The 17836-nt window shown below is 62.0% G+C and carries 17 protein-coding genes and 1 tRNA gene; 3 read left to right on the top strand and 15 right to left on the bottom strand.

The annotated features are described in order from the left end of the window. Together Q0L94_RS09830 and Q0L94_RS09825 are read left to right on the top strand one after the other, a co-directional pair. Positions 1-801: glutamate--tRNA ligase family protein (locus tag Q0L94_RS09830; RefSeq protein ID WP_296752924.1), on the top strand; the 801-nt coding region annotated here is incomplete at its 5' end. Positions 802-831: 30 nt separating this feature from the next. Next, positions 832-907, top strand: a tRNA-Thr gene (locus tag Q0L94_RS09825). A 156-nt stretch (positions 908-1063) separates the two neighbouring features. Here Q0L94_RS09825 and Q0L94_RS09820 read toward each other — a convergent pair. From Q0L94_RS09820 to Q0L94_RS09770, 11 genes are all read right to left on the bottom strand, one after another. Next, entirely contained in the window at positions 1064-1963 is a 900-nt protein-coding gene (locus Q0L94_RS09820) for a universal stress protein (RefSeq protein ID WP_296752922.1), read from the bottom strand. 121 nt (positions 1964-2084) lie between these two features. Continuing rightward, the gene (locus Q0L94_RS09815) at positions 2085-2198 is read right to left on the bottom strand and encodes a thioredoxin family protein (protein ID WP_296752931.1); all 114 of its coding nucleotides are present in this window, start codon (positions 2196-2198) and stop codon (positions 2085-2087) included. A gap of 95 nt (positions 2199-2293) precedes the next feature. Further along, entirely contained in the window at positions 2294-3100 is an 807-nt protein-coding gene (locus Q0L94_RS09810; RefSeq protein WP_296752920.1) for an arsenite methyltransferase, read from the bottom strand. A 64-nt stretch (positions 3101-3164) separates the two neighbouring features. Then, a complete protein-coding gene (gene arsB, locus Q0L94_RS09805) occupies positions 3165-4268 on the bottom strand; it encodes an ACR3 family arsenite efflux transporter (protein WP_296752918.1) in 1104 nt (367 codons plus the stop codon). Next, entirely contained in the window at positions 4265-4762 is a 498-nt protein-coding gene (locus tag Q0L94_RS09800; protein ID WP_296752917.1) for an arsenate reductase ArsC, read from the bottom strand. The genes arsB and Q0L94_RS09800 overlap by 4 nt, the downstream gene beginning before the upstream one ends. A gap of 18 nt (positions 4763-4780) precedes the next feature. Next, positions 4781-5212: an arsenate reductase ArsC gene (locus tag Q0L94_RS09795; RefSeq protein WP_296752915.1), complete on the bottom strand. Its 432-nt coding sequence runs from the start codon at positions 5210-5212 to the stop codon at positions 4781-4783. A 40-nt stretch (positions 5213-5252) separates the two neighbouring features. Then, positions 5253-5726 carry an ArsI/CadI family heavy metal resistance metalloenzyme gene (locus Q0L94_RS09790; protein WP_296752913.1) on the bottom strand — a complete coding sequence of 158 codons (474 nt, stop codon included), beginning with the start codon at positions 5724-5726 and terminating at the stop codon, positions 5253-5255. Next, positions 5723-6061: a metalloregulator ArsR/SmtB family transcription factor gene (locus Q0L94_RS09785; RefSeq protein WP_296752912.1), complete on the bottom strand. Its 339-nt coding sequence runs from the start codon at positions 6059-6061 to the stop codon at positions 5723-5725. Before Q0L94_RS09785 ends, Q0L94_RS09790 begins: the two co-directional genes overlap by 4 nt. Positions 6062-6201: 140 nt before the next feature. After that, a complete protein-coding gene (locus tag Q0L94_RS09780; protein ID WP_296752910.1) occupies positions 6202-6519 on the bottom strand; it encodes a transposase in 318 nt (105 codons plus the stop codon). Positions 6520-6818: 299 nt separating this feature from the next. Continuing rightward, on the bottom strand, positions 6819-8453 hold the full coding sequence (locus Q0L94_RS09775; protein ID WP_296752908.1) for an NAD(P)/FAD-dependent oxidoreductase: 1635 nt from the start codon (positions 8451-8453) through the stop codon (positions 6819-6821). 91 nt (positions 8454-8544) lie between these two features. Beyond that, positions 8545-9792: a TIGR03862 family flavoprotein gene (locus Q0L94_RS09770; RefSeq protein ID WP_296752929.1), complete on the bottom strand. Its 1248-nt coding sequence runs from the start codon at positions 9790-9792 to the stop codon at positions 8545-8547. Positions 9793-10238: 446 nt separating this feature from the next. Here Q0L94_RS09770 and Q0L94_RS09765 point away from each other — a divergent pair, with 446 nt between their 5' ends. Next, the gene (locus tag Q0L94_RS09765; RefSeq protein ID WP_296752906.1) at positions 10239-10811 is read left to right on the top strand and encodes an NADPH-dependent FMN reductase; all 573 of its coding nucleotides are present in this window, start codon (positions 10239-10241) and stop codon (positions 10809-10811) included. A 326-nt stretch (positions 10812-11137) separates the two neighbouring features. Here Q0L94_RS09765 and Q0L94_RS09760 read toward each other — a convergent pair whose 3' ends face one another. The 4 genes from Q0L94_RS09760 to Q0L94_RS09745 are packed head-to-tail and all read right to left on the bottom strand — an operon-like array spanning position 11138 to position 17708. Further along, positions 11138-13636, bottom strand: coding sequence for a DEAD/DEAH box helicase (locus Q0L94_RS09760; RefSeq protein ID WP_296752904.1), 2499 nt, complete (start codon positions 13634-13636; stop codon positions 11138-11140). Between the two features lie 15 nt (positions 13637-13651). Beyond that, positions 13652-16042, bottom strand: a complete 2391-nt coding sequence (locus Q0L94_RS09755; protein ID WP_296752903.1) for a DEAD/DEAH box helicase — start codon at positions 16040-16042, stop codon at positions 13652-13654. Continuing rightward, positions 16039-17064, bottom strand: coding sequence for a nucleotidyl transferase AbiEii/AbiGii toxin family protein (locus Q0L94_RS09750; RefSeq protein ID WP_296752902.1), 1026 nt, complete (start codon positions 17062-17064; stop codon positions 16039-16041). Before Q0L94_RS09750 ends, Q0L94_RS09755 begins: the two co-directional genes overlap by 4 nt. After that, a complete protein-coding gene (locus tag Q0L94_RS09745) occupies positions 16965-17708 on the bottom strand; it encodes a type IV toxin-antitoxin system AbiEi family antitoxin domain-containing protein (protein ID WP_296752900.1) in 744 nt (247 codons plus the stop codon). Before Q0L94_RS09745 ends, Q0L94_RS09750 begins: the two co-directional genes overlap by 100 nt. Positions 17709-17836: the final 128 nt, after the last annotated feature.

The raw sequence follows: 17836 nt of genomic DNA, 5'->3' as shown, positions 1-17836 counted from the left end.
CGCGGCGACGACCACGTGAACAACACCCCGCGCCAGATCAACGTGCTGCAGGCGCTCGGCGCCGAGGTGCCGCTGTATGCGCACCTGTCGATGATCCTCGGCGACGACGGCACCAAGCTCTCCAAGCGCCACGGCGCGGTGTCGGTGATGCAGTATTGCGAGGACGGCTACCTGCCGGAAGCCGTGATCAATTACCTGGCGCGGCTCGGCTGGTCGCACGGCGACGCCGAACTGTTCAGCCGCGAGCAGTTCGTGCAGTGGTTCGATCTCGACCGCATCACGCCGTCGGCCGCGCAGTTCAATACCGAAAAGCTGCGCTGGCTCAACCAGCAGTACATCAAGGCCGCCGACGACGCGCGGCTGGCCGAACTGATGCGCCCTTTCCTGGTGCGCAACGGCGCCAATCCGGACGACGGCCCCGCCCTTGCCGCGGTGTGCGCGCTGGTCAAGGAACGCGCAGCGACGATCGTGGAACTGGCCGACGCCGCCACGCTGTTTTACCGCACCCTGCATCCCACGCCCGAGCTGCTGGCGCAGCACGTCACCCCCGAGGTGCTGCCCGCGCTGGCCGAACTCGCCACCTGTCTCGAAGCGCTGAACTGGGAACGCAGCGCGATCAGCGCGGCGTTCAAGGAAACGCTCGCCGCGCACGGCCTCAAGATGCCGAAGCTGGCGATGCCGGTACGCGTGCTGGTCACCGGCGAACCGCAGACGCCGGCGATCGACGCCACGCTCGAACTGATCGGCCAGGACAAGGTGGTCGCGCGCCTGAAAGCCGGGCTGCAGGCCGCACAAGCCTGATCGATTCCGCTATAATGCGCGCTGTTTTTCGCCGGCGTAGCTCAGTTGGTAGAGCAGCGCATTCGTAATGCGAAGGTCGTCAGTTCGATTCCGATCGCCGGCACCAGTTGTAAAAAACGCCGCTCTCCGAGCGGCGTTTTCGTTTGTGCCCTGGCCACATCCTCCTACTGACCCACGTCCATGCGCCAAGCAAAGCCTGGGGGAAGGAACACCGCGGCGCCGCAGACCGACATGCCAAGCCACGTGGCCTTGGCGAAAATCCCTACTGTCCGCTCGGGCTGCTGATAAGCAGCACGTCGCACGTCGCAGCGAAGGCCACATCCTTGCTCACGCTGCCCAGCAGCCAGTCCTGCAAGCCGCCGCCGTAGCCATGGCGACCGAGGACGATCAGGTCGGCCTGCTTGTCCTCGATGCACTGGCAGATTGCAGCAGGGGGAAAACCAGACTGGATCAGCCGTATGACTTCCGGACTTTTCCCTATCGATGCCAGCAGGGCATCCAGCTGTTTCTCGGCATCGTCATGCAGCTTGGTAAGCCAGCACGTGATGTCCACCTGGTTCAACTTCGCCCTGCGCAAACGCTGCTCAACCTCGCTGCCCAGCACGTGCAGCGCGTGCATCGGCGCGCCGCCGGCAAGCATTAGCGCATGGGCAACCACCGCCGCCGACACCGGAGAGAAATCGACCGCCGCCAGCACCTGGCGGTAGGGCCCGTCCGCAGGGTTTCTGACGATGAGCACCGGACAGATGTCCACCCGCAGCAGACGCGACACGGTTGATCCCAGGAACAGATCCATGAGTGTGTTCTCACCGCGCACCCCGGCAACCAAAAGATCGGCGGACACCTCCTGCACGTAGGCTGCGATTTCGCTATGAGCCCGGCCCAGACGGGTAGCAGTACGGACTTGAATACCCAGCTGGCTGACCAGACTGGCAGCCATGGCGTCGAGCCGGGTCTGCTCCGTCTGCAACAAATCCTGGTCGGTATGCTTGAGTTCGTCCGGGGCCAGTGTCAGGCTAGGGTAAAGGTCGAGTGGGCGCACCACGTGCAGCAGATGCAGCTCGGCTTGATGCTGTTTGGCCAGTTGTGCAGCGCGCTGCACCACCCGTTCGGAAAAATCGGAAAAATCGGTGGCAGCAACGATGCGGCGAAGGCTTGGCATGGCGGGTTCCCGGAAAATTTACAATCAAGACATTATCCATAATAGACATCCTGCGGGATTCGGGATTTCAGACATCACGCCCACCGCTTCCCCTGCCCGGTCAATTCGGGCAGCCGTATCGTCAGAACCAGCTTTCGATCTTCTTGCGATCAGGCACGCCGCCGTCGATCACCACGCCAGGAGTCGACATGACACCGTAGCCGAGGATCGCCGCCATGTCGTCGACCTTTTCCAGATTGACCTGCGCGGCTTCCGCGATCAGCTTCAGCGTGGTCTTGCGGTTGGCGCAGCGCTGTCGAGTACTTTGATGTCTGTCATTTGCGTTCTTCTTCAGTTTGCCGGCTTGACCGCCTCAATGCTGGCCGAGGCGATGAAATCTTCGACCCCCCGGCCCGGCGCCCAGTGGCGGATGAACTCGCGGCTGGCGTCCTTGGGGGCGATGCGGATGTCGGCGAAACCCGCATCTACCAGCATCACCGTGAGTTCATCGACGCTCGCTGCGCCAGCGATGCAGGCGTTGTAGAGGGCGGCCTCCTGCTGCATGGCCTCGGGCAGCGACGCGGTAGTGACGATGTCGGAAATGGCGAGCCGGCCACCGGGTTTCAGCACCCGAAAGGCATCCCGAAAAACCTGCCCCTTGTCGGGCGAGAGGTTGATGACGCAGTTGGAAATGATGACGTCGACCACGGCATCGGCAACGGGCAGACGCTCGATCTCACCAAGGCGGAAGTCGACGTTCGCATAACCGCCCTTGACGGCATTGGCACGCGCCTTCGATACCATGTCGGGTGTCATGTCGACACCGATGACGCGGCCATCGGCACCAACCTGACGCGCCGCAAGAAAGACGTCGAAACCGGCGCCGCTGCCGAGGTCGAGCACGGTCTCGCCTGGTTTGATCGCAGCGATGGCCTGCGGGTTGCCGCAGCCGAGACCAAGATTGGCGCCTTCAGGCACTGCCCGCGTCTCCTCGGCGCTGTAGCCGATGCCGCGCGACACCAGTTCGGCGACCGCCTGTTCGGAGGGTGCGCAGCACCCCGTGGCCGGGGCACAACAGCCGGTGGGTTCGGCGCGCGCGACAGCACCGTAGGCGGCGCGGACCTGCTGACGGATCGGGTCGTGTTCGTTTGCATTCATGTCAGACTCCTGTGTCGATGATGCCGCGTCCGCGGCGGAAATGACCTGCCCGCATCGCTGGTCGTCATGCCTGCGGCAGCGAGCGCGCACCCTTCTCGTACCAGCCCTTGCTGCGGTTGACGATCTTCACCACCAGCAGCATCGCCGGCACCTCGATCAGCACGCCGACCACGGTGGCAAGCGCCGCGCCCGACTGGAAGCCGAACAGCGCGATCGCCGCCGCCACCGCCAGTTCAAAGAAGTTCGAGGCGCCGATCAGCGCCGACGGGCAGGCGACGCTGTGCTTCTCGCCGACCTTGCGATTGAGCCAGTAGGCCAGGCCGGAATTGAAGAACACCTGGATCAGAATCGGCACCGCCAGCAGCGCGATGATCAGCGGCTGCGCGATGATCTGCTCGCCCTGGAAGGCGAACAGCAGCACCAGCGTGGCGAGCAAGGCGACGATGGAGGCGTGGCCGAGCTGCGCCATCGTCGCATCGAACGCCGCCTGGCCGCGCCTGAGCAAGTATTTGCGCCAGAGCTGCGCGAGGATCACCGGGATGACGATATACAGCACCACCGAGGTGAACAGCGTGTCCCATGGCACCACGATCGCCGACAACCCGAGCAGCAGGCCGACGATGGGCGCGAAGGCAACGATCATGATGGCGTCGTTCAACGCCACCTGCGACAGGGTGAAATACGGGTCGCCGCCGGTCAGCCGGCTCCATACGAACACCATCGCGGTGCACGGCGCGGCGGCCAGCAGGATGAGGCCGGCGACGTAGCTGTCGAGCTGTTCCGCCGGCAGATACGGCGCGAACAGGTGGCGGATGAACAGCCAGGCCAGCAAGGCCATGGAAAACGGCTTCACCGCCCAGTTGACGAACAGGGTGACGCCGATGCCCTTCCAGTGCGACTTCACCTGGTGCAGGGCAGCAAAGTCGATCTTCATCAGCATCGGGATGATCATCACCCAGATCAAGAGGCCGACCGGAATGTTGACCTGCGCCACCTCCATCCGCCCCAGCGCCTGGAACGTCGCGGGGAACAACTGGCCCAGCAGCACCCCGGCGACGATGCACAGCGCCACCCACAGGGTAAGCCAGCGCTCGAACACGCTCATCGGCGCGGTGGCCCCGGCCATGTTGGCAGCGCGCTTGGCGATAACCTCACATTGCGCGCTCATGTCGCCTTACCAATCTCGCGCACGGCCTGTTGCAGCCGCATGCCGTCGAGCGTGTGGAACGGCAGGCTGACGAACATGGATATGCGGCGCTGCAAGTGGTTCATGGCATCGACGAAGGCGTGGCGCCTGGCCTCGTCGCTCCCCCCGACGGCAGCCGGGTCGGGGATGCCCCAGTGCGCAGTGACCGGCTGGCCCGGCCACACCGGGCAAACCTCGCCTGCCGCGTTGTCGCAAACGGTGATGACGAAATCGAGTTGCGGCGCAGCGGGCTGCGCGAACTCGTCCCATGACTTGCTACGCAGTTCGCCGGTGGGGAAATGGTTTTTTTCCAGCAATTCCAGCGCAAACGGGTTGACCCGCCCGCCGGGATGGCTGCCCGCACTGAACGCCCGGAAGCGCCCCTTGCCCAGAACGTTCAGCAGCGATTCGGCCAGGATCGAACGCGCCGAATTACCGGTGCACAGGAACAGCACATTGAAAGGCGACTCGTCCATCGCAGCGTCTCCGTCGACTCAGGCCGCAGCCACTTGCAGGCCGAACTTCTCGCGCACCGCCGCAACCAGGCGGGTGCGGATGTCGTCGCGCACCGCGAGGAAGCGCTCCAGCGGCTCACCGTGCGGATCGTGGAACGGCAGGTGGATCGCCGGGATCGGCTTGGGAAAGATCGGGCAGGCTTCCTTGGCGTTGTCGCACACCGTCACCACCAGGTCGATGTCCTCGCTCATCACCGCGTCGATGTCCTTCGGGTGCAGGCCGTCGGTATTCAGACCCGCATCCTTCAGCGCCGCGATCGCGCCGTCAGCCACTTTCGGCTGCGGCCGGGTGCCGGCGGACAGCGCGCGCACCTGACCGGCGAGATCGTGGTTCAGCAGCACTTCGGCCATTTGCGAGCGGCAGGAATTGCCGGTGCACAGCACCAGCACGGTGTAGGTTTTTTCAGCCACAAGTGCTCCCTTGATGAAATGAAATTGAATGACGCAAAACTCAGCAGCAGCCGCCCGCGGCCGGCTTGGCCTTGACCGGGATGCAGCCGGACGCCTTGGCCACGGCCGGTTCGGGCACGCAGCAGCCGCTCGCCTCCTGGCCGCCGAACACGGGGATGCTGTCGAGCGTGCGATAGGTTTCCCAGGCGATGCCGGTGGGATCGGTCGCCCAGTACTTGTCCGACTTGGCATAGCAGCAGGCGGTGCCCATTTCCTCCACCACCTCGCCGTCGAGCTTCTGCAGGCGCGCGTTCATCTCGGCCAGTTCGTCGGCGTTTTCGACCTGCACGCCCAGGTGGTTGAGGCCGGGCGCCGCGCCACGCGCCGAGATTGCGAAATTGACGCGCGGATCGTCGAGCATCCACTTGGCATAGTCGTCCTTGGCGACGGTCGGCTCGGCGGCGAACAGGGCGGAATAGAACTTGATGCTGGCGGCCAGATCGTCGACCGCGACGTGCACGTGCAGGCGTTTCATGTTGACTCCTTTTCGGTGGTGCAGGCCGGCGGACACACCGGCGAGCAGGGATTTCCGCCGCAACAGTTTTCGGTGAGAAAACCGAGCAGCGCATTCATGGTGGTGAAATTGGCGGTGTAGATGACGAAGCGTCCCACCTGCTGCGAACTAACCATGTCGGCATGCGACAGTTCTTTCAGGTGGAACGACAGCGAGGATGGCGGAATGCCGGTGAGTTCGCTGATTTTGCCCGCGGCCAGACCGGCCGGACCGGCCTGGACCAATGCACGAAAGACCGCCAGGCGGGAATCCTGAGCCAGGGCGGCAAGGGCGGTGACGACGGTTTTCGTTTCCATATTTCAATGATATTCGAAATATGGAAACGAAAACAAATGAAATTTTGATGAATTCGGGAAATAGATCTGCGGGAGCCCAATCGGCCCGGGGCGGGCCTCCTACATAACCCTTACTTGTCGCGATTTTCCTACGGTGCCCCTTACAGCCACACCGCATCCCAATGCGGGTAATCCCCGATCCGCTGGACCAGGCCTGCACGCAAGGGATTGGCAACGATGTACCGGGCCAGCTTCGCCAGGTCTTCTTCCTGGCGCAGGGCATGGTCATGAAATCCGCTCTGCCAGATTCGTCCTCCCAAGCCGTGTGCCGTCACGGCTTTGACCGCGCCGACCACGTTCGACAATGCTGTCGCACCTTCCAACTGCATCAGCCAGTGCATGTGATCGGGCATGATCACAAAAGCCAGTGTCGTCGCATCGCCGCGCACTTGGGCTTCCCGCAGCGCACTGATCAGCACGCGCCGGGCGCAAATCGAAAAAAACCGGCTGCCGGTCGAAGGTAACGGTGGTGATGTGGTACACCTGCCCGGACAGGGATAGCCGGCCCTTGCGCAAATCCTTCCCATGCGGCTTGGTACTTTGTGGCGGCATAGCTGGCTCAAGGTAAGGGATAAAAAATAGATGCAATATTCAGCACACCCATCGGCCCGAGGCGGGCCTCCTACGTAGCCCACGCCCCATTGTAGGAGCGGTGCCCCACCGCGATTTTCGGACCGGCGCGAACACCACCCCATCGGCCCGAGGCGGGCCTCCTACATCAAGCGCGCGTACCGGCAGCTTCCCCCAACATGTCGAGCGCCGCCGCCTCGGCCACCCTGATGCCGTCCACCCCCGCCGACAGAATCCCGCCTGCATAGCCCGCACCCTCGCCCGCCGGATACAGACCCTTGACGTTGACGCTCTGGCAATCGTCGTCGCGGATGATGCGCAGCGGCGACGAGGTGCGCGTCTCGACGCCGGTCAGCACCGCGTCCTTCATCGCGAAGCCCTTGATCTGCCGGTCGAACGCGGGCAGCGCCTCGCGGATCGCCTCGATGGCGTAGTCCGGCAGTGCGGAGGCCAGGTCGGTCAGATGCACACCGGGCTTGTACGAAGGTTCGACGCTGCCAAGCTGAGTGGACGGCTTACCCTCGATAAAATCACCGACCAGTTGCGCCGGCGCATCGTAATTGCCGCCGCCGAGTTCGAACGCGCGCGCTTCCAGGCGGCGCTGCAGTTCGATGCCGACCAGCGGGTCGTCGCCGGGAAAATCAGCGGGCGTGATGCCGACGACGATGCCGGCGTTGGCGTTGCGCTCGTTGCGCGAATACTGGCTCATGCCGTTGGTCACCACGCAATTCGGCTCGGATGCCGCCGCCACCACGGTGCCGCCGGGGCACATGCAGAAGCTGTATACCGCGCGGCCGTTTTTCGCGTGATGCACCAGTTTGTAGTCGGCCGCGCCGAGCAGCGGGTTGCCCGCGTTCGGCCCCAGCCTTGCCTTGTCGATCAGCGATTGCGGATGCTCGATGCGGAAACCGATGGAAAATGGTTTCGCTTCCATAGTCACGCCGCGCGCATGCAGCATCTCGAAGGTGTCGCGCGCGCTATGACCGAGCGCGAGGATGACATGATTGCTTCGCAACGTTTCGCCGCTCGCCAGCGTCACCCCGCGGATCCGTTTGCCATCGGGGCCGTCCTCGATCAGCACGTCGGTGACGCGCTGCTGGAAGCGGATCTCGCCGCCCAGCGCCTCGATCTCGTGGCGCATCGCCTCGACCATGCCAACCAGGCGGAAGGTGCCGATATGCGGCTTCGACACGTACAGAATTTCTTCCGGCGCGCCCGCCCTGACGAACTCGGTCAGCACCTTGCGGCCCAGATACCTGGGGTCCTTGATCTGGCTGTAGAGCTTGCCGTCGGAGAAGGTGCCCGCCCCGCCCTCGCCGAACTGCACGTTGGATTCGGGGTTGAGCACGTGCTTGCGCCACAGCCCCCAGGTGTCCTGGGTGCGCTCGCGCACCGCCTTGCCGCGCTCCAGCACGATGGGTTTGAAGCCCATCTGCGCCAGCACCAGCGCGGCGAAGATGCCGCAGGGGCCGAAGCCGACGACGACCGGACGTTCGCTCAAATTCTCCGGCGCGCGGCCAACAAACTGGTAGGCCATGTCCGGCGTCGGCGCGAGATGGCGGTCGTTGCGGAATTTTTTCAGCAGCGCCGCCTCGTTTTTGACCTCGACGTCGACCGCATAGACCATCAGCAGCGCGTGCTTTTTGCGCGCGTCGTAGCTGCGCTTGAAGATGCTGAAGCCGGCGAGATCGTCGTCCGCCAGCTCCAGCCGCTGCAGGATCGCCGTGCGCAGCGCCACGGGCGGATGGTCGAGCGGGAGTTTGAGTTCGGTCAGTCGAAGCATCGGTTGCGTATCTCGAAAATGATCGGGCAGGCTATCGCGGCCGGGCGTATTGTAGACGGCCTGCCGCCGCGATCGTCGGTCCGGGGCGCCCTTACGATCCCGGCGATGCGCTTTCGCAACCCGCGTACCGCAATGCACCCTGGCCTGCCGCGCGCCCGCTGGCGAAGCAGGCCGTAAGCAGGTAGCCGCCGGTGGGCGCCTCCCAGTCGAGCATCTCGCCAGCGCAAAACACACCGGGAAGGCCGCGCAGCATCAGGTGTGGGTCGAGCGCCTCGAAGCGCACGCCGCCCGCGCTGCTGATTGCCTCGGCGAGCGGACGCGGCGCCGCGAGCGTGATCGGCAGCGATTTAATCGCGTGCGCGAGTTTAATTGGGTCGTTCAATTGGTCGGCCGGCAGAATTTCGCGCAGCAGCGCCATTTTCACGCCCCTGATTCCGGCGCGGCTTTGCAGGTGGCTGGACAGCGAACGCGCGCCGCGCGGGTGGGCAACCTCGGCGGCGACCTGCACCGGCGTCTTGTCGGGTGCCAGATCGAGTTGCACTGTCAGCGCTCCCTGCGCAGCAATCGCATCGCGCAACGGCGCCGACAGCGCATACACCAGACTGCCCTCGATGCCGCCATCGGACAGCATCAGTTCGCCACGGCGCTCATGCGGCTGCCCGGCGGTGTCGGTGAAACGCAGCGCCACGGTTTTCAGCGGCTGCCCGGCGAAGCGGCTGCGCAGGTGTTCGCTCCAGCCGCCCGCCACATCGAAGCCGCAGTTCGACGGTAGCAAAGGCGCCAACTCGACCCCGCGCTGCGCCAGCAGCGGCACCCATGCGCCGTCCGACCCCAGCTTCGCCCAGCTGCCGCCGCCGAGCGCCAGCACCACCGCATCGGCCTGAACGAGGTGCTCCCCTTCGGGGGTCGAAAAGCGCAGCGCGCCGAGCTTGCCCCACCCCAGCCAGCGATGCCGCACATGAAAGCGCACGCCTGATTCGCGCAGCCGGTGCAGCCAGGCGCGCAGCAGCGGCGCGGCCTTCATGTCCCGGGGAAACACCCGTCCCGACGAGCCGACGAACGTCTCGACCCCGAGCGTCTCGACCCACGCGCGCAGCGCATCGGGCGGAAAGGCATCGAGCAGCGGCCGGATGGCGGTGGCGCGCGCGCCGTAGCGCGAGACAAAAGCTTCGAACGGCTCGGAATGGGTGATATTCATGCCGCCGACACCGGCGAGCAGGAATTTGCGCCCGACCGAGGGCATCGTGTCGTAAACATCGACCTGCACGCCGCCGGCAGCGAGCATCTCGGCCGCCATCAGGCCCGCGGGGCCGCCGCCGATTACTGCAACTGTGGGCATGGTTTTCATGAAAGGAACAGGGCCGGGCATGATACCCGGCAGCGGCGAGCATCGGAGGGCCGATCAAAACCGCGCTCCGCCGCGATTGCCAGCCGACGCGCGTGCGGCATCCATCGGGCGGAACGGCCTCCTGCATTGTGGGAGCGGCACCCCACCGTGATTTCACTGGTCCGGCCAACGTGTCGCCCGCGCCGAGCACCCGCAATAAACCCGGACCGCTCGGGCAGGCCCGGCTTTGCATCACGATACGCGGAACGTCTCCCGAGCATCCTATCCGTTGCTATAGTGGGTAACGGTGATTCTGGATTGGCCAGAAGGAAAGGCATGCCGGGTGGACACATGCTGGCTCCACCACAGATGAGGACGCGCCGGCTGCCCGCGACGGAAATTGACTCGGGCGATCCATCACCTCTTCCCCCTGATCCCACGAACGGAAAGGTCATGTCATGATGCACTATAAAGTCGGCTATCTCATCGGCAGCCTTGCGCGCGAATCAATCAACCGCAAGCTTGCGAAGGCGCTCATTCGCCTTGCCCCGGAAAATCTCGTCTTTAGCGAGATTCCGTTCAAGGATCTACCGCTCTACAGCTATGATTACGATGCCGATTTTCCACCGACCGCACGGGCATTCAAGGATGCGCTCAAAACGGTCGATGCGCTGCTGTTCGTGACGCCCGAATATAATCGCTCGATCCCCGGCGGGCTGAAGAACGCCATCGACTGGGCAAGCCGGCCCTATGGCACCAATTCCTTCACCCACAAGCCTTCCGCCGTTATCGGTGCGTCGCCCGGCGCGATCGGCACCGCCGTCGCCCAGCAGAGCCTGCGTAGCGTGCTCAGCTTCTGCAACTCACCGCAGATGAACGCGCCGGAAGCCTATATCCAGTTCGCGCCCGGCCTGATCACCGACGATGGCGAAGTCACCGCCACCTCGACCGAGGAGTTCCTGCGCAACTATATGGCGGAGTTCCACATCTTCATCGCGCGGGTTATGTCGGTTCTGCCGAAAGATGCCTGATCCTCAGGACTGCTTTCCATGAACGTTCCCCGACAGATTCCTTGCAGCGGTGCGTCTGGGCGAACTGTCCACGGTGGGCCGCTATCGCTATTTCTACGGCACCTCACTCCCACTCGATTATTACAATGGCCTTGTAAGCCTTGCCATTACTGGGTTTCATCAGATTCCCCCTTCTCAATACCGTCACCAATACCGTCTCCTGAAGAATGCTTAGTGTTCATGCGGGTTTCCGGGCGATGACGGAAACTTGATCCCGTACTGACTATTCAGGACTATTGGTTCAAACACCGGTGCCGATCATAGCCGACTGGCTGCGCGATGGTCGGTCATGGTAATGGACTCTGACCTCGCAAGGCATTCGCCACCATTGAAAGTGCATCGGCAATTTGCCTCGCCGTTTCAGGTGATGGCAACGGGACTTTGAGACTTTGCGCCCCGGTATCCGGATCACGCTCGATCCATGGATGCGCCGGAGCTGCGGGATTACCGGCTGCTCCGAGTGCGGAAACCAACTGAGTCCCAAGCTGCGCCAGCGCTTGCCAGGGATCGGCGGCATTGCTCGGGAGCTGTTCCGGTACGTCGTGCTCGCCATGCGCCGAAACCGCCGTCTCGCCAGAGCCGACTTTTGTCTCCGCATGCATTTCCGGCACGGAGGGAATTTCGTTCACAGTCGTCACACCTGCCGCCTCTTCGGCAGGCGTGATGCTCTCGCCTTCACCCATGTGGCCCGTGACGTTCTCGACATCCTTCATGAAGCGATTCAGGCGCGAGCCGCCCAGCGATATCTCGCCCATTCCACCATCGAGAATTCCTGCCGACAGCGAACGCTTGAAGGCCAGCACCGAGAGCATGCCCTCCTCGATCGTTCCCTTGGCGACGAAATTGACGATTTGCACCGGCCGTTTCTGACCCATGCGGTGGATTCGGGCAATACGCTGTTCGAGCAGCGCGGGATTCCAGGGCAAGTCCATGTTCACAAGAGTCGATGCATGCTGCAAATTCAGTCCCGTCGCGCCCGCATCGGTCGACAGGAACACGCGGCAGTCGGGATCGTCGCGAAAGCGGTCCACCAGCGCCGGGCGCTTTTCCGAAGGCACCCCGCCATGAAAGCTAACGTAACCGATGCCGCGCGCTTCCAGGCGCCGGATCACGATGTCGTGGGTGCGCGTCCATTGGCTGAACACCACAGCCTTGGCGTCCGGCTGCTCGAACAGGTCGTCGAACAACGCCGCCAGTTCATCTGCCTTGACGCCGTGGTCGCTTTCCTGGTCGAGCAGATAGGTGCTGTTGCACGACATGCGCATGTTCTGCAAGGCGCAGGTCAGCCGCCGCTGGTCCTTGTCGGAAAGGAACTTCATCTTGCGCCAGCGCTGCACGATCTTGGTGACGATCTCCGCGTTTTCCTGATGGTAAGTCATCTGCAATTCAGTCATCGGTACCAGCAGGTTCTGGTCGGTGCGCTCGGGCAACTGCGTCAGAACTTCGGATTTGCGCCGGCGAATCATGATCGGTGCGAGCGTCTGACCAATCTTTTCCAGCCCGGTGTAGCCGGTGACGCGCCCGTGCTCGTCCTTGACCTGATGCTCATGCAGCAACTTCCAGGTTGGCCCGAGGCGGTGCTGATCGACGAACTGGACGATGGAAATCAGTTCCTCCAGTTTATTTTCCAGCGGCGTGCCGGTCAGCACCACGGCGTAGGGACTGTCGATGCGCTTCAGCGCGCGGGCGGCGATGGTGTTCCAGTTCTTGACGCGCTGCGCCTCATCGACGATCACCAGATCGGGTGCCCAGGCCGCGATCAAGTCCAGATCGGGCTGAAGCTTTTCGTAATTGGTGATCTTGCAGAAATCGTCGCGAATGTAATCCTTCTGCCGTTGCGCACGACCTCCGGCGATGACGAAGGAATCGCGACCGGAAAAACGCTTGATCTCGCTTTGCCACTGATACTTGAGCGAGGTCGGGCAGATCACCAGCACTTTCGAGACACCAAAATGCTGAGCCAGAATTTCGGTGGCAGCGATGGCCTGGATGGTCTTGCCCAGACCCATTTCATCCCCGATCAGCGCCCTGCCCGCCCGCACGGCAAACAATGCACCTTCAGTCTGATAGGGATACATCGGCACCTTGAGCAACTTCCTCAACGAAGGATCGGCACACCCTCGTGGGAAGATGCCGTCGAGCGTGACCGCTCGCCGATCGGCATCTCGCCACCCGGCAACAAAGTCCAGCGCATCGTCATAGGCGCGCAGTTCATGGCCGCTCTTGGCCACGGCAGCGACAAATTGCTCCAGTTCGCTGAACTTTTCCCGTGGCAATATCCCTCCGTGCACCGCATCGAACAGCAGACCGGCTGCCTTCAGCACAGCCGGAGGGCAATCCGTTCCAGGGCGGAAATGAATTGTCCTCCCACCATCGTTGCGCAGATACAGTTCGGAGAATGGCGGTTGATAGCCGCGCGCAAAGGCCGACTTGGCACCGCGTTTCTTCTCCAAAGCCGCGAGCACGAATTCAATGTGCTTGCAGGTACCCAGCTCATTGGTGGCGTAATCCGGGCAGGCGCAGTAGTTGTCGCCTGGTAGCTTGCCGCGAATTGCCACGCGGTAGGTGCTCTTCGACTGTGGATTGCTGACGCGAAACTCGGAAAAGATCGGCTCCGTACCAATGTTCTCCAGCCCGAATGCCTGCTCGCGGCCGAATTGACGGCGCAATGTCCGTTGCCACTCGACAGGGTCAATCTCCGTCGGGGCATGGGTACGGGAAAGCTTTTGTTCTTTGGGTGGCTTGGTTGTCTTGGTGCCACGTAACTTTGACGGCTTGTTCTTCATGAATGCCTTTCTTCTTCAACAAAGTTTGTCCTGGATGGTGTCGATTCGATATCCCATGGCACGATAGCCACGCTGCCGCTTGTCCCACATGCGTTCGAGCATCACGTTACCAGTGTCGACGTAGTCATAGATCAGCACCTCCGATTTGCTGGCATGCTCACGATGCAGGCGGCCGGCGTATTGTTGCAACGTGCCCTTCCACGAAATCGGCATAGCCAGCATCAGCGTATCGAGCGGTGGGTGATCGAAACCTTCGCCGACCAGCCGGCCAGTAGCAAGCAATACGCGGGGAGCATCGCCGGGCAAAGCTTCCAGCGCTTCAAATAATGCGGCGCGCTGCTTTCTGGCCATGCGTCCATGCAAGGAGAACAGGTTTTCAATCTGGCCGGTAAGGGCCAGCTCCAAGGTGGAGAGATGCTCGGTACGCTCCGTGAGGACGAGGATGCTGCGACCGGATCGATAAGTGTGGAGCACATCGTCGACGATCCGCTGACTGCGCTCGGCGCTGCTGGCAAGCTGCCGGAAAATATCCTGAATAGGCATGGCAGGATCGCCGATCACTTGAGTCGTCAGGGTTCGCGGAATCACCGTCAATGATCTTGGCGCAGCTTCCGGTCGGCTGGCTTCATGGCGAATGGGGCCGCACTGCATGAAGATGATCGGATGCTGGCCGTCGCGGCGGATCGGCGTTGCCGTGAGGCCAAGCACATAACGCGCCTTGGCCGCTTTGAACAACTTTTCGTAGGTGCGTGCGGCGAGATGGTGACACTCGTCGATAACGACATGACCATAGTACTCGATCTCGTCACTGACTTCGCCGTTGCGGACAAGTGACTGCATGGACGCGATGTCGATCATCCCCGTCGGCTTGCGCTTGCCGCCACCGATGGCGCCAAGCTGGGCCTTATCGAGCCCTAGAAAAACGCGCAATCGTTCCTGCCACTGCTTGAGGAGTTCGTTGCGGTGGACGAGGATCAGTGTGCTGACGCCGCGCCGGGCAATCAGCGCCGCCGCCGTCACGGTTTTGCCAAACGCGGTGGGTGCGCAGAGGACGCCGGTATCGTGGGCCATCATGGCGTTGACCGCTTTCTCCTGATCGGGGCGGAGCTGACCGGCGAATTTCAGTGATAACGACTCCCCGGGAAACCGTTCGTCGGTGAGATCGAGTCCGATGCTGTTTTCGTCGAGCAACTTGGTCGCTGCATCCAGACAACCACGAGGCAAGGCAATGTGACGGGGATAGTTTTCGGCACAGCCAATAACACGTGGGAATTCCCAGGTTGACCGACGCATGGCCTGAGCTCGGTAAAACTCGGGGTTCTGGAATGCCGCAAGGCGGATCAGGCGATTCATCAGCGCTTGCGGTAACTGGGCTTTCTCGAAGTAAATCTGATTGGCGAGTACGGCTGTGAGCTTGGCGGGCAACGGGCCGGGCAGTTTCTTGGGGATAGGCCGACGCTTCCACGGTTCGTGTTCGTCTTCTTCAGTGATGAACGCCACATCAAGGGGATGGCCACCGCCTGTAGCGCGCAGGATCGTGGACTCCAGATCCGCCAGCGACATCGGGCGGACGGAAGCCAGAAATGTCCACTGATCGGCATGCGGTTTAAGCTCGTCATCGACGAACAGGCTGAAGCCCTTTTCTCGAGCCTCCTTCTGGAGTGGCAGTGCGATCAGGTTGCCGAAGCCGCCCTTGGGCAGGGTGTCCTGGTTGGGGAACAGCCGGTCGTACGATTCAAGTTTCAACTGCCGGGTTCTGGCGCAGGTATGGCTGATGATGGCGGAACCAAGGCGGCGCGCATCGCGGGCAGATACGGCGGACGAGAAGAAGATCCAGGCATGGGCGCCCGCACCGGAGCGAGATATTTCGATGGCGACTGGCACACCGAGTTCGTGACAGGAAGCGGCAAAGGCCTTGGCATCGTCGCGCCAGTCGGCCTCGTCAAAGTCGGCGGCGAGGAAATGGCAGGTGTCATCGGCGAGCAAGGGATAAACGCCGACAACATGCTCGCCGGCAAGATGGTCGTAAATGACCTGATCCGTGAGCGGCAGCAGCAGGCGGTTTCCGCATTCACTGCATTTCACCCGTTTCTTGTCGCAGAGACTGACTTTCCATTCGTTGCCGCAGGCCGGCGTATAGCCAGCCTTGCTACCGTCTTTCTTCTCCCAGCGGATAGGGTAGACATCGGTGCGGCCACGGAACAGTTTTCGAAAAAGTGCGATCTTCTGTTCGGTACTGAGGTGCGAATTGGCGCGAGGGGGTGTGGCTGGCAGTGCCGGCGGAGGCGGATCGACGGAATGAGCGATGCTGTGTTTTTCCAGCAGGGAAATCAGACGGGCATTTTCGCTGCGCAGTTGTGCGCACTCCTGCTGCTGGTCAGCGAGTTGTTTGTCAAGTGACTTCACTGCCGAAATCGGTCAAAGCGTTTCATGATTTCAGTAGCCTGTAGCTCAAACCGGACCTTGCTAACTGTGCGCAGTTTTTCCAGGTTGAACAGCTTCCAGCGGATCGCAGGCATGTCCTTGAGATGCTCGAATGGCATCAGCGACCAGTCGGGTTCCGCGCGCACGAAAGAAAGCAGGAAGTGCCGATGCGCATCAGTGAGCACCTTGGGCAGTTCCCGACGAATGTGCTGCCGGGTTTCGATCAGCCGTTGCAGCGGAATGTCGGCAGCGGTCATGCCGACAAAATCGCTGTTGAAAATTTCATCCAGCGGCAGGTCGTTCGAGAACAGCACCTCGTGGATCGGGCGATTGTGTCCGGCGAGGTAGGCGACAAAACAGTCGACCATTGAGGCGTCGAGGCCAAAACCGTCAATCATGGCGGCAACGTCGAACCAGTCGCGCGGATGCTGACGATCCAGCGCGGCAACCAGCTTGCTGCCATACAGTTCGGGAATGGCAAGGACCGGCAATTCCATTGCCGTAGTGAACAGGTCGCGTGCCGAATTCACCAAAGTACGCAGCACCACGGGCAACAGCGTTCCACGGAAGACGAAATTCACCTCGACCTTGATCTGGCTGGATTGATCCGCCACCAGCAACTTGGCCTCGTCACCCTTTTGCGTTTTGCGTATGTTGGCCGAGTAGCCCATGCGTTCCAGCTTGGCCTTGGCTGCCTGGAGATCATTGCCGATCGCGATGAGTGCTGGTTCACGCTCCAGGGCATGATCCGTGAAGACGACATCGATATCCACCGATAACCTGGGCAAGTCCTGTACAAAAAGGTTGAGTGCGGTGCCACCCTTCAGCGCAAAACGCGGCGACTCGAATATCACCGGTGCGACCGTGAGCAGCAGGCGGACGGCATCGACGTATTGGCGATCCATTATTTCTTCAGGCTCAGGAGTTCGCCGTTGCGGGTACGTAGCATCCAGCGGCGGTCGCTGCCCATGCGCTGGCTGTGCGGGTGGACGATTTCCGCCCAAGGCAATTCGAGCTCGTCGGCGAACTGGCGTGCCAGCCGAACCACCTTGATGCGGGTGCAATGAGTGAGCAGCTTGTCGAGCACTTCCGGACGGGGATTGCGCAGACTCTCCGTCAGGTGCATGGCTTCTTCCACCGATTGCTGTTTGCCAACATTGCACAGCATTTCCAGCAGCGCGCGTTCCGGAACGGATACACGAGGGCCATCCAGATTCTCGGGCAAAGGCTGTAGTCCAAAATCGCTGGGGAAGCCGACATCGAATAATCGGGTAGTCTGGTAGCTGCTGGGATAGTGCTCCGTCAGCCAGGCGGGCAGCCGCACCGGCTGATCGCCCCATAGTTCCAGTTGCTCGCGGGTGGCCAGATTGTGCCGGATTCCCCGCCAGGCCAGCGCAGTCTTGCCGCCGACATGAAATCCGGGAATACGCCGCGCCAAATAGGTCAGGCATCCGTCCCGGCTCGGTTGATCGCCGACGAGCAAATACAGACCTCGCGACAGATGTTGCAACCATCCACGCTTGGCTAGGTAGGATGCCAGTTGCGGAGAAACGCCGTGTGCAGCCAGTGTGGATGTTTCCACGGGCTCGCCACGCGGCAGAGCCTCAAGCAAGCGCTGTATTGAACTATGTGATTGAATTAAAGCCACACTTTAACTATCTCAAATAATTCAATCAATATCAAGCCGCATCAGAAAAAACTGTCGCGATACTCGTACTTGCGAGCAGACGTTAACGATGCAATGACGCCAACGAACAGGTCTATTTTTAGCCCTCT

The organism is Thiobacillus sp. (genome assembly GCF_024708915.1).
This window is presented reverse-complemented; position numbering and strand designations above follow the sequence as displayed.

What these genes read in the sequence shown, in the direction of transcription:
- Q0L94_RS09765 (WP_296752906.1), top strand. Translation starts at nt 10,239, where the DNA reads ATGATGCACTATAAAGTCGGCTATCTCATCGGCAGCCTTGCGCGCGAA.
- Q0L94_RS09770 (WP_296752929.1), bottom strand. Translation starts at nt 9,792, where the DNA reads ATGCCCACAGTTGCAGTAATCGGCGGCGGCCCCGCGGGCCTGATGGCG.
- Q0L94_RS09760 (WP_296752904.1), bottom strand. Translation starts at nt 13,636, where the DNA reads ATGAAGAACAAGCCGTCAAAGTTACGTGGCACCAAGACAACCAAGCCA.
- arsB (WP_296752918.1), bottom strand. Translation starts at nt 4,268, where the DNA reads ATGAGCGCGCAATGTGAGGTTATCGCCAAGCGCGCTGCCAACATGGCC.
- Q0L94_RS09775 (WP_296752908.1), bottom strand. Translation starts at nt 8,453, where the DNA reads ATGCTTCGACTGACCGAACTCAAACTCCCGCTCGACCATCCGCCCGTG.
- Q0L94_RS09790 (WP_296752913.1), bottom strand. Translation starts at nt 5,726, where the DNA reads ATGAAACGCCTGCACGTGCACGTCGCGGTCGACGATCTGGCCGCCAGC.
- Q0L94_RS09810 (WP_296752920.1), bottom strand. Translation starts at nt 3,100, where the DNA reads ATGAATGCAAACGAACACGACCCGATCCGTCAGCAGGTCCGCGCCGCC.
- Q0L94_RS09785 (WP_296752912.1), bottom strand. Translation starts at nt 6,061, where the DNA reads ATGGAAACGAAAACCGTCGTCACCGCCCTTGCCGCCCTGGCTCAGGAT.
- Q0L94_RS09800 (WP_296752917.1), bottom strand. Translation starts at nt 4,762, where the DNA reads ATGGACGAGTCGCCTTTCAATGTGCTGTTCCTGTGCACCGGTAATTCG.
- Q0L94_RS09820 (WP_296752922.1), bottom strand. Translation starts at nt 1,963, where the DNA reads ATGCCAAGCCTTCGCCGCATCGTTGCTGCCACCGATTTTTCCGATTTT.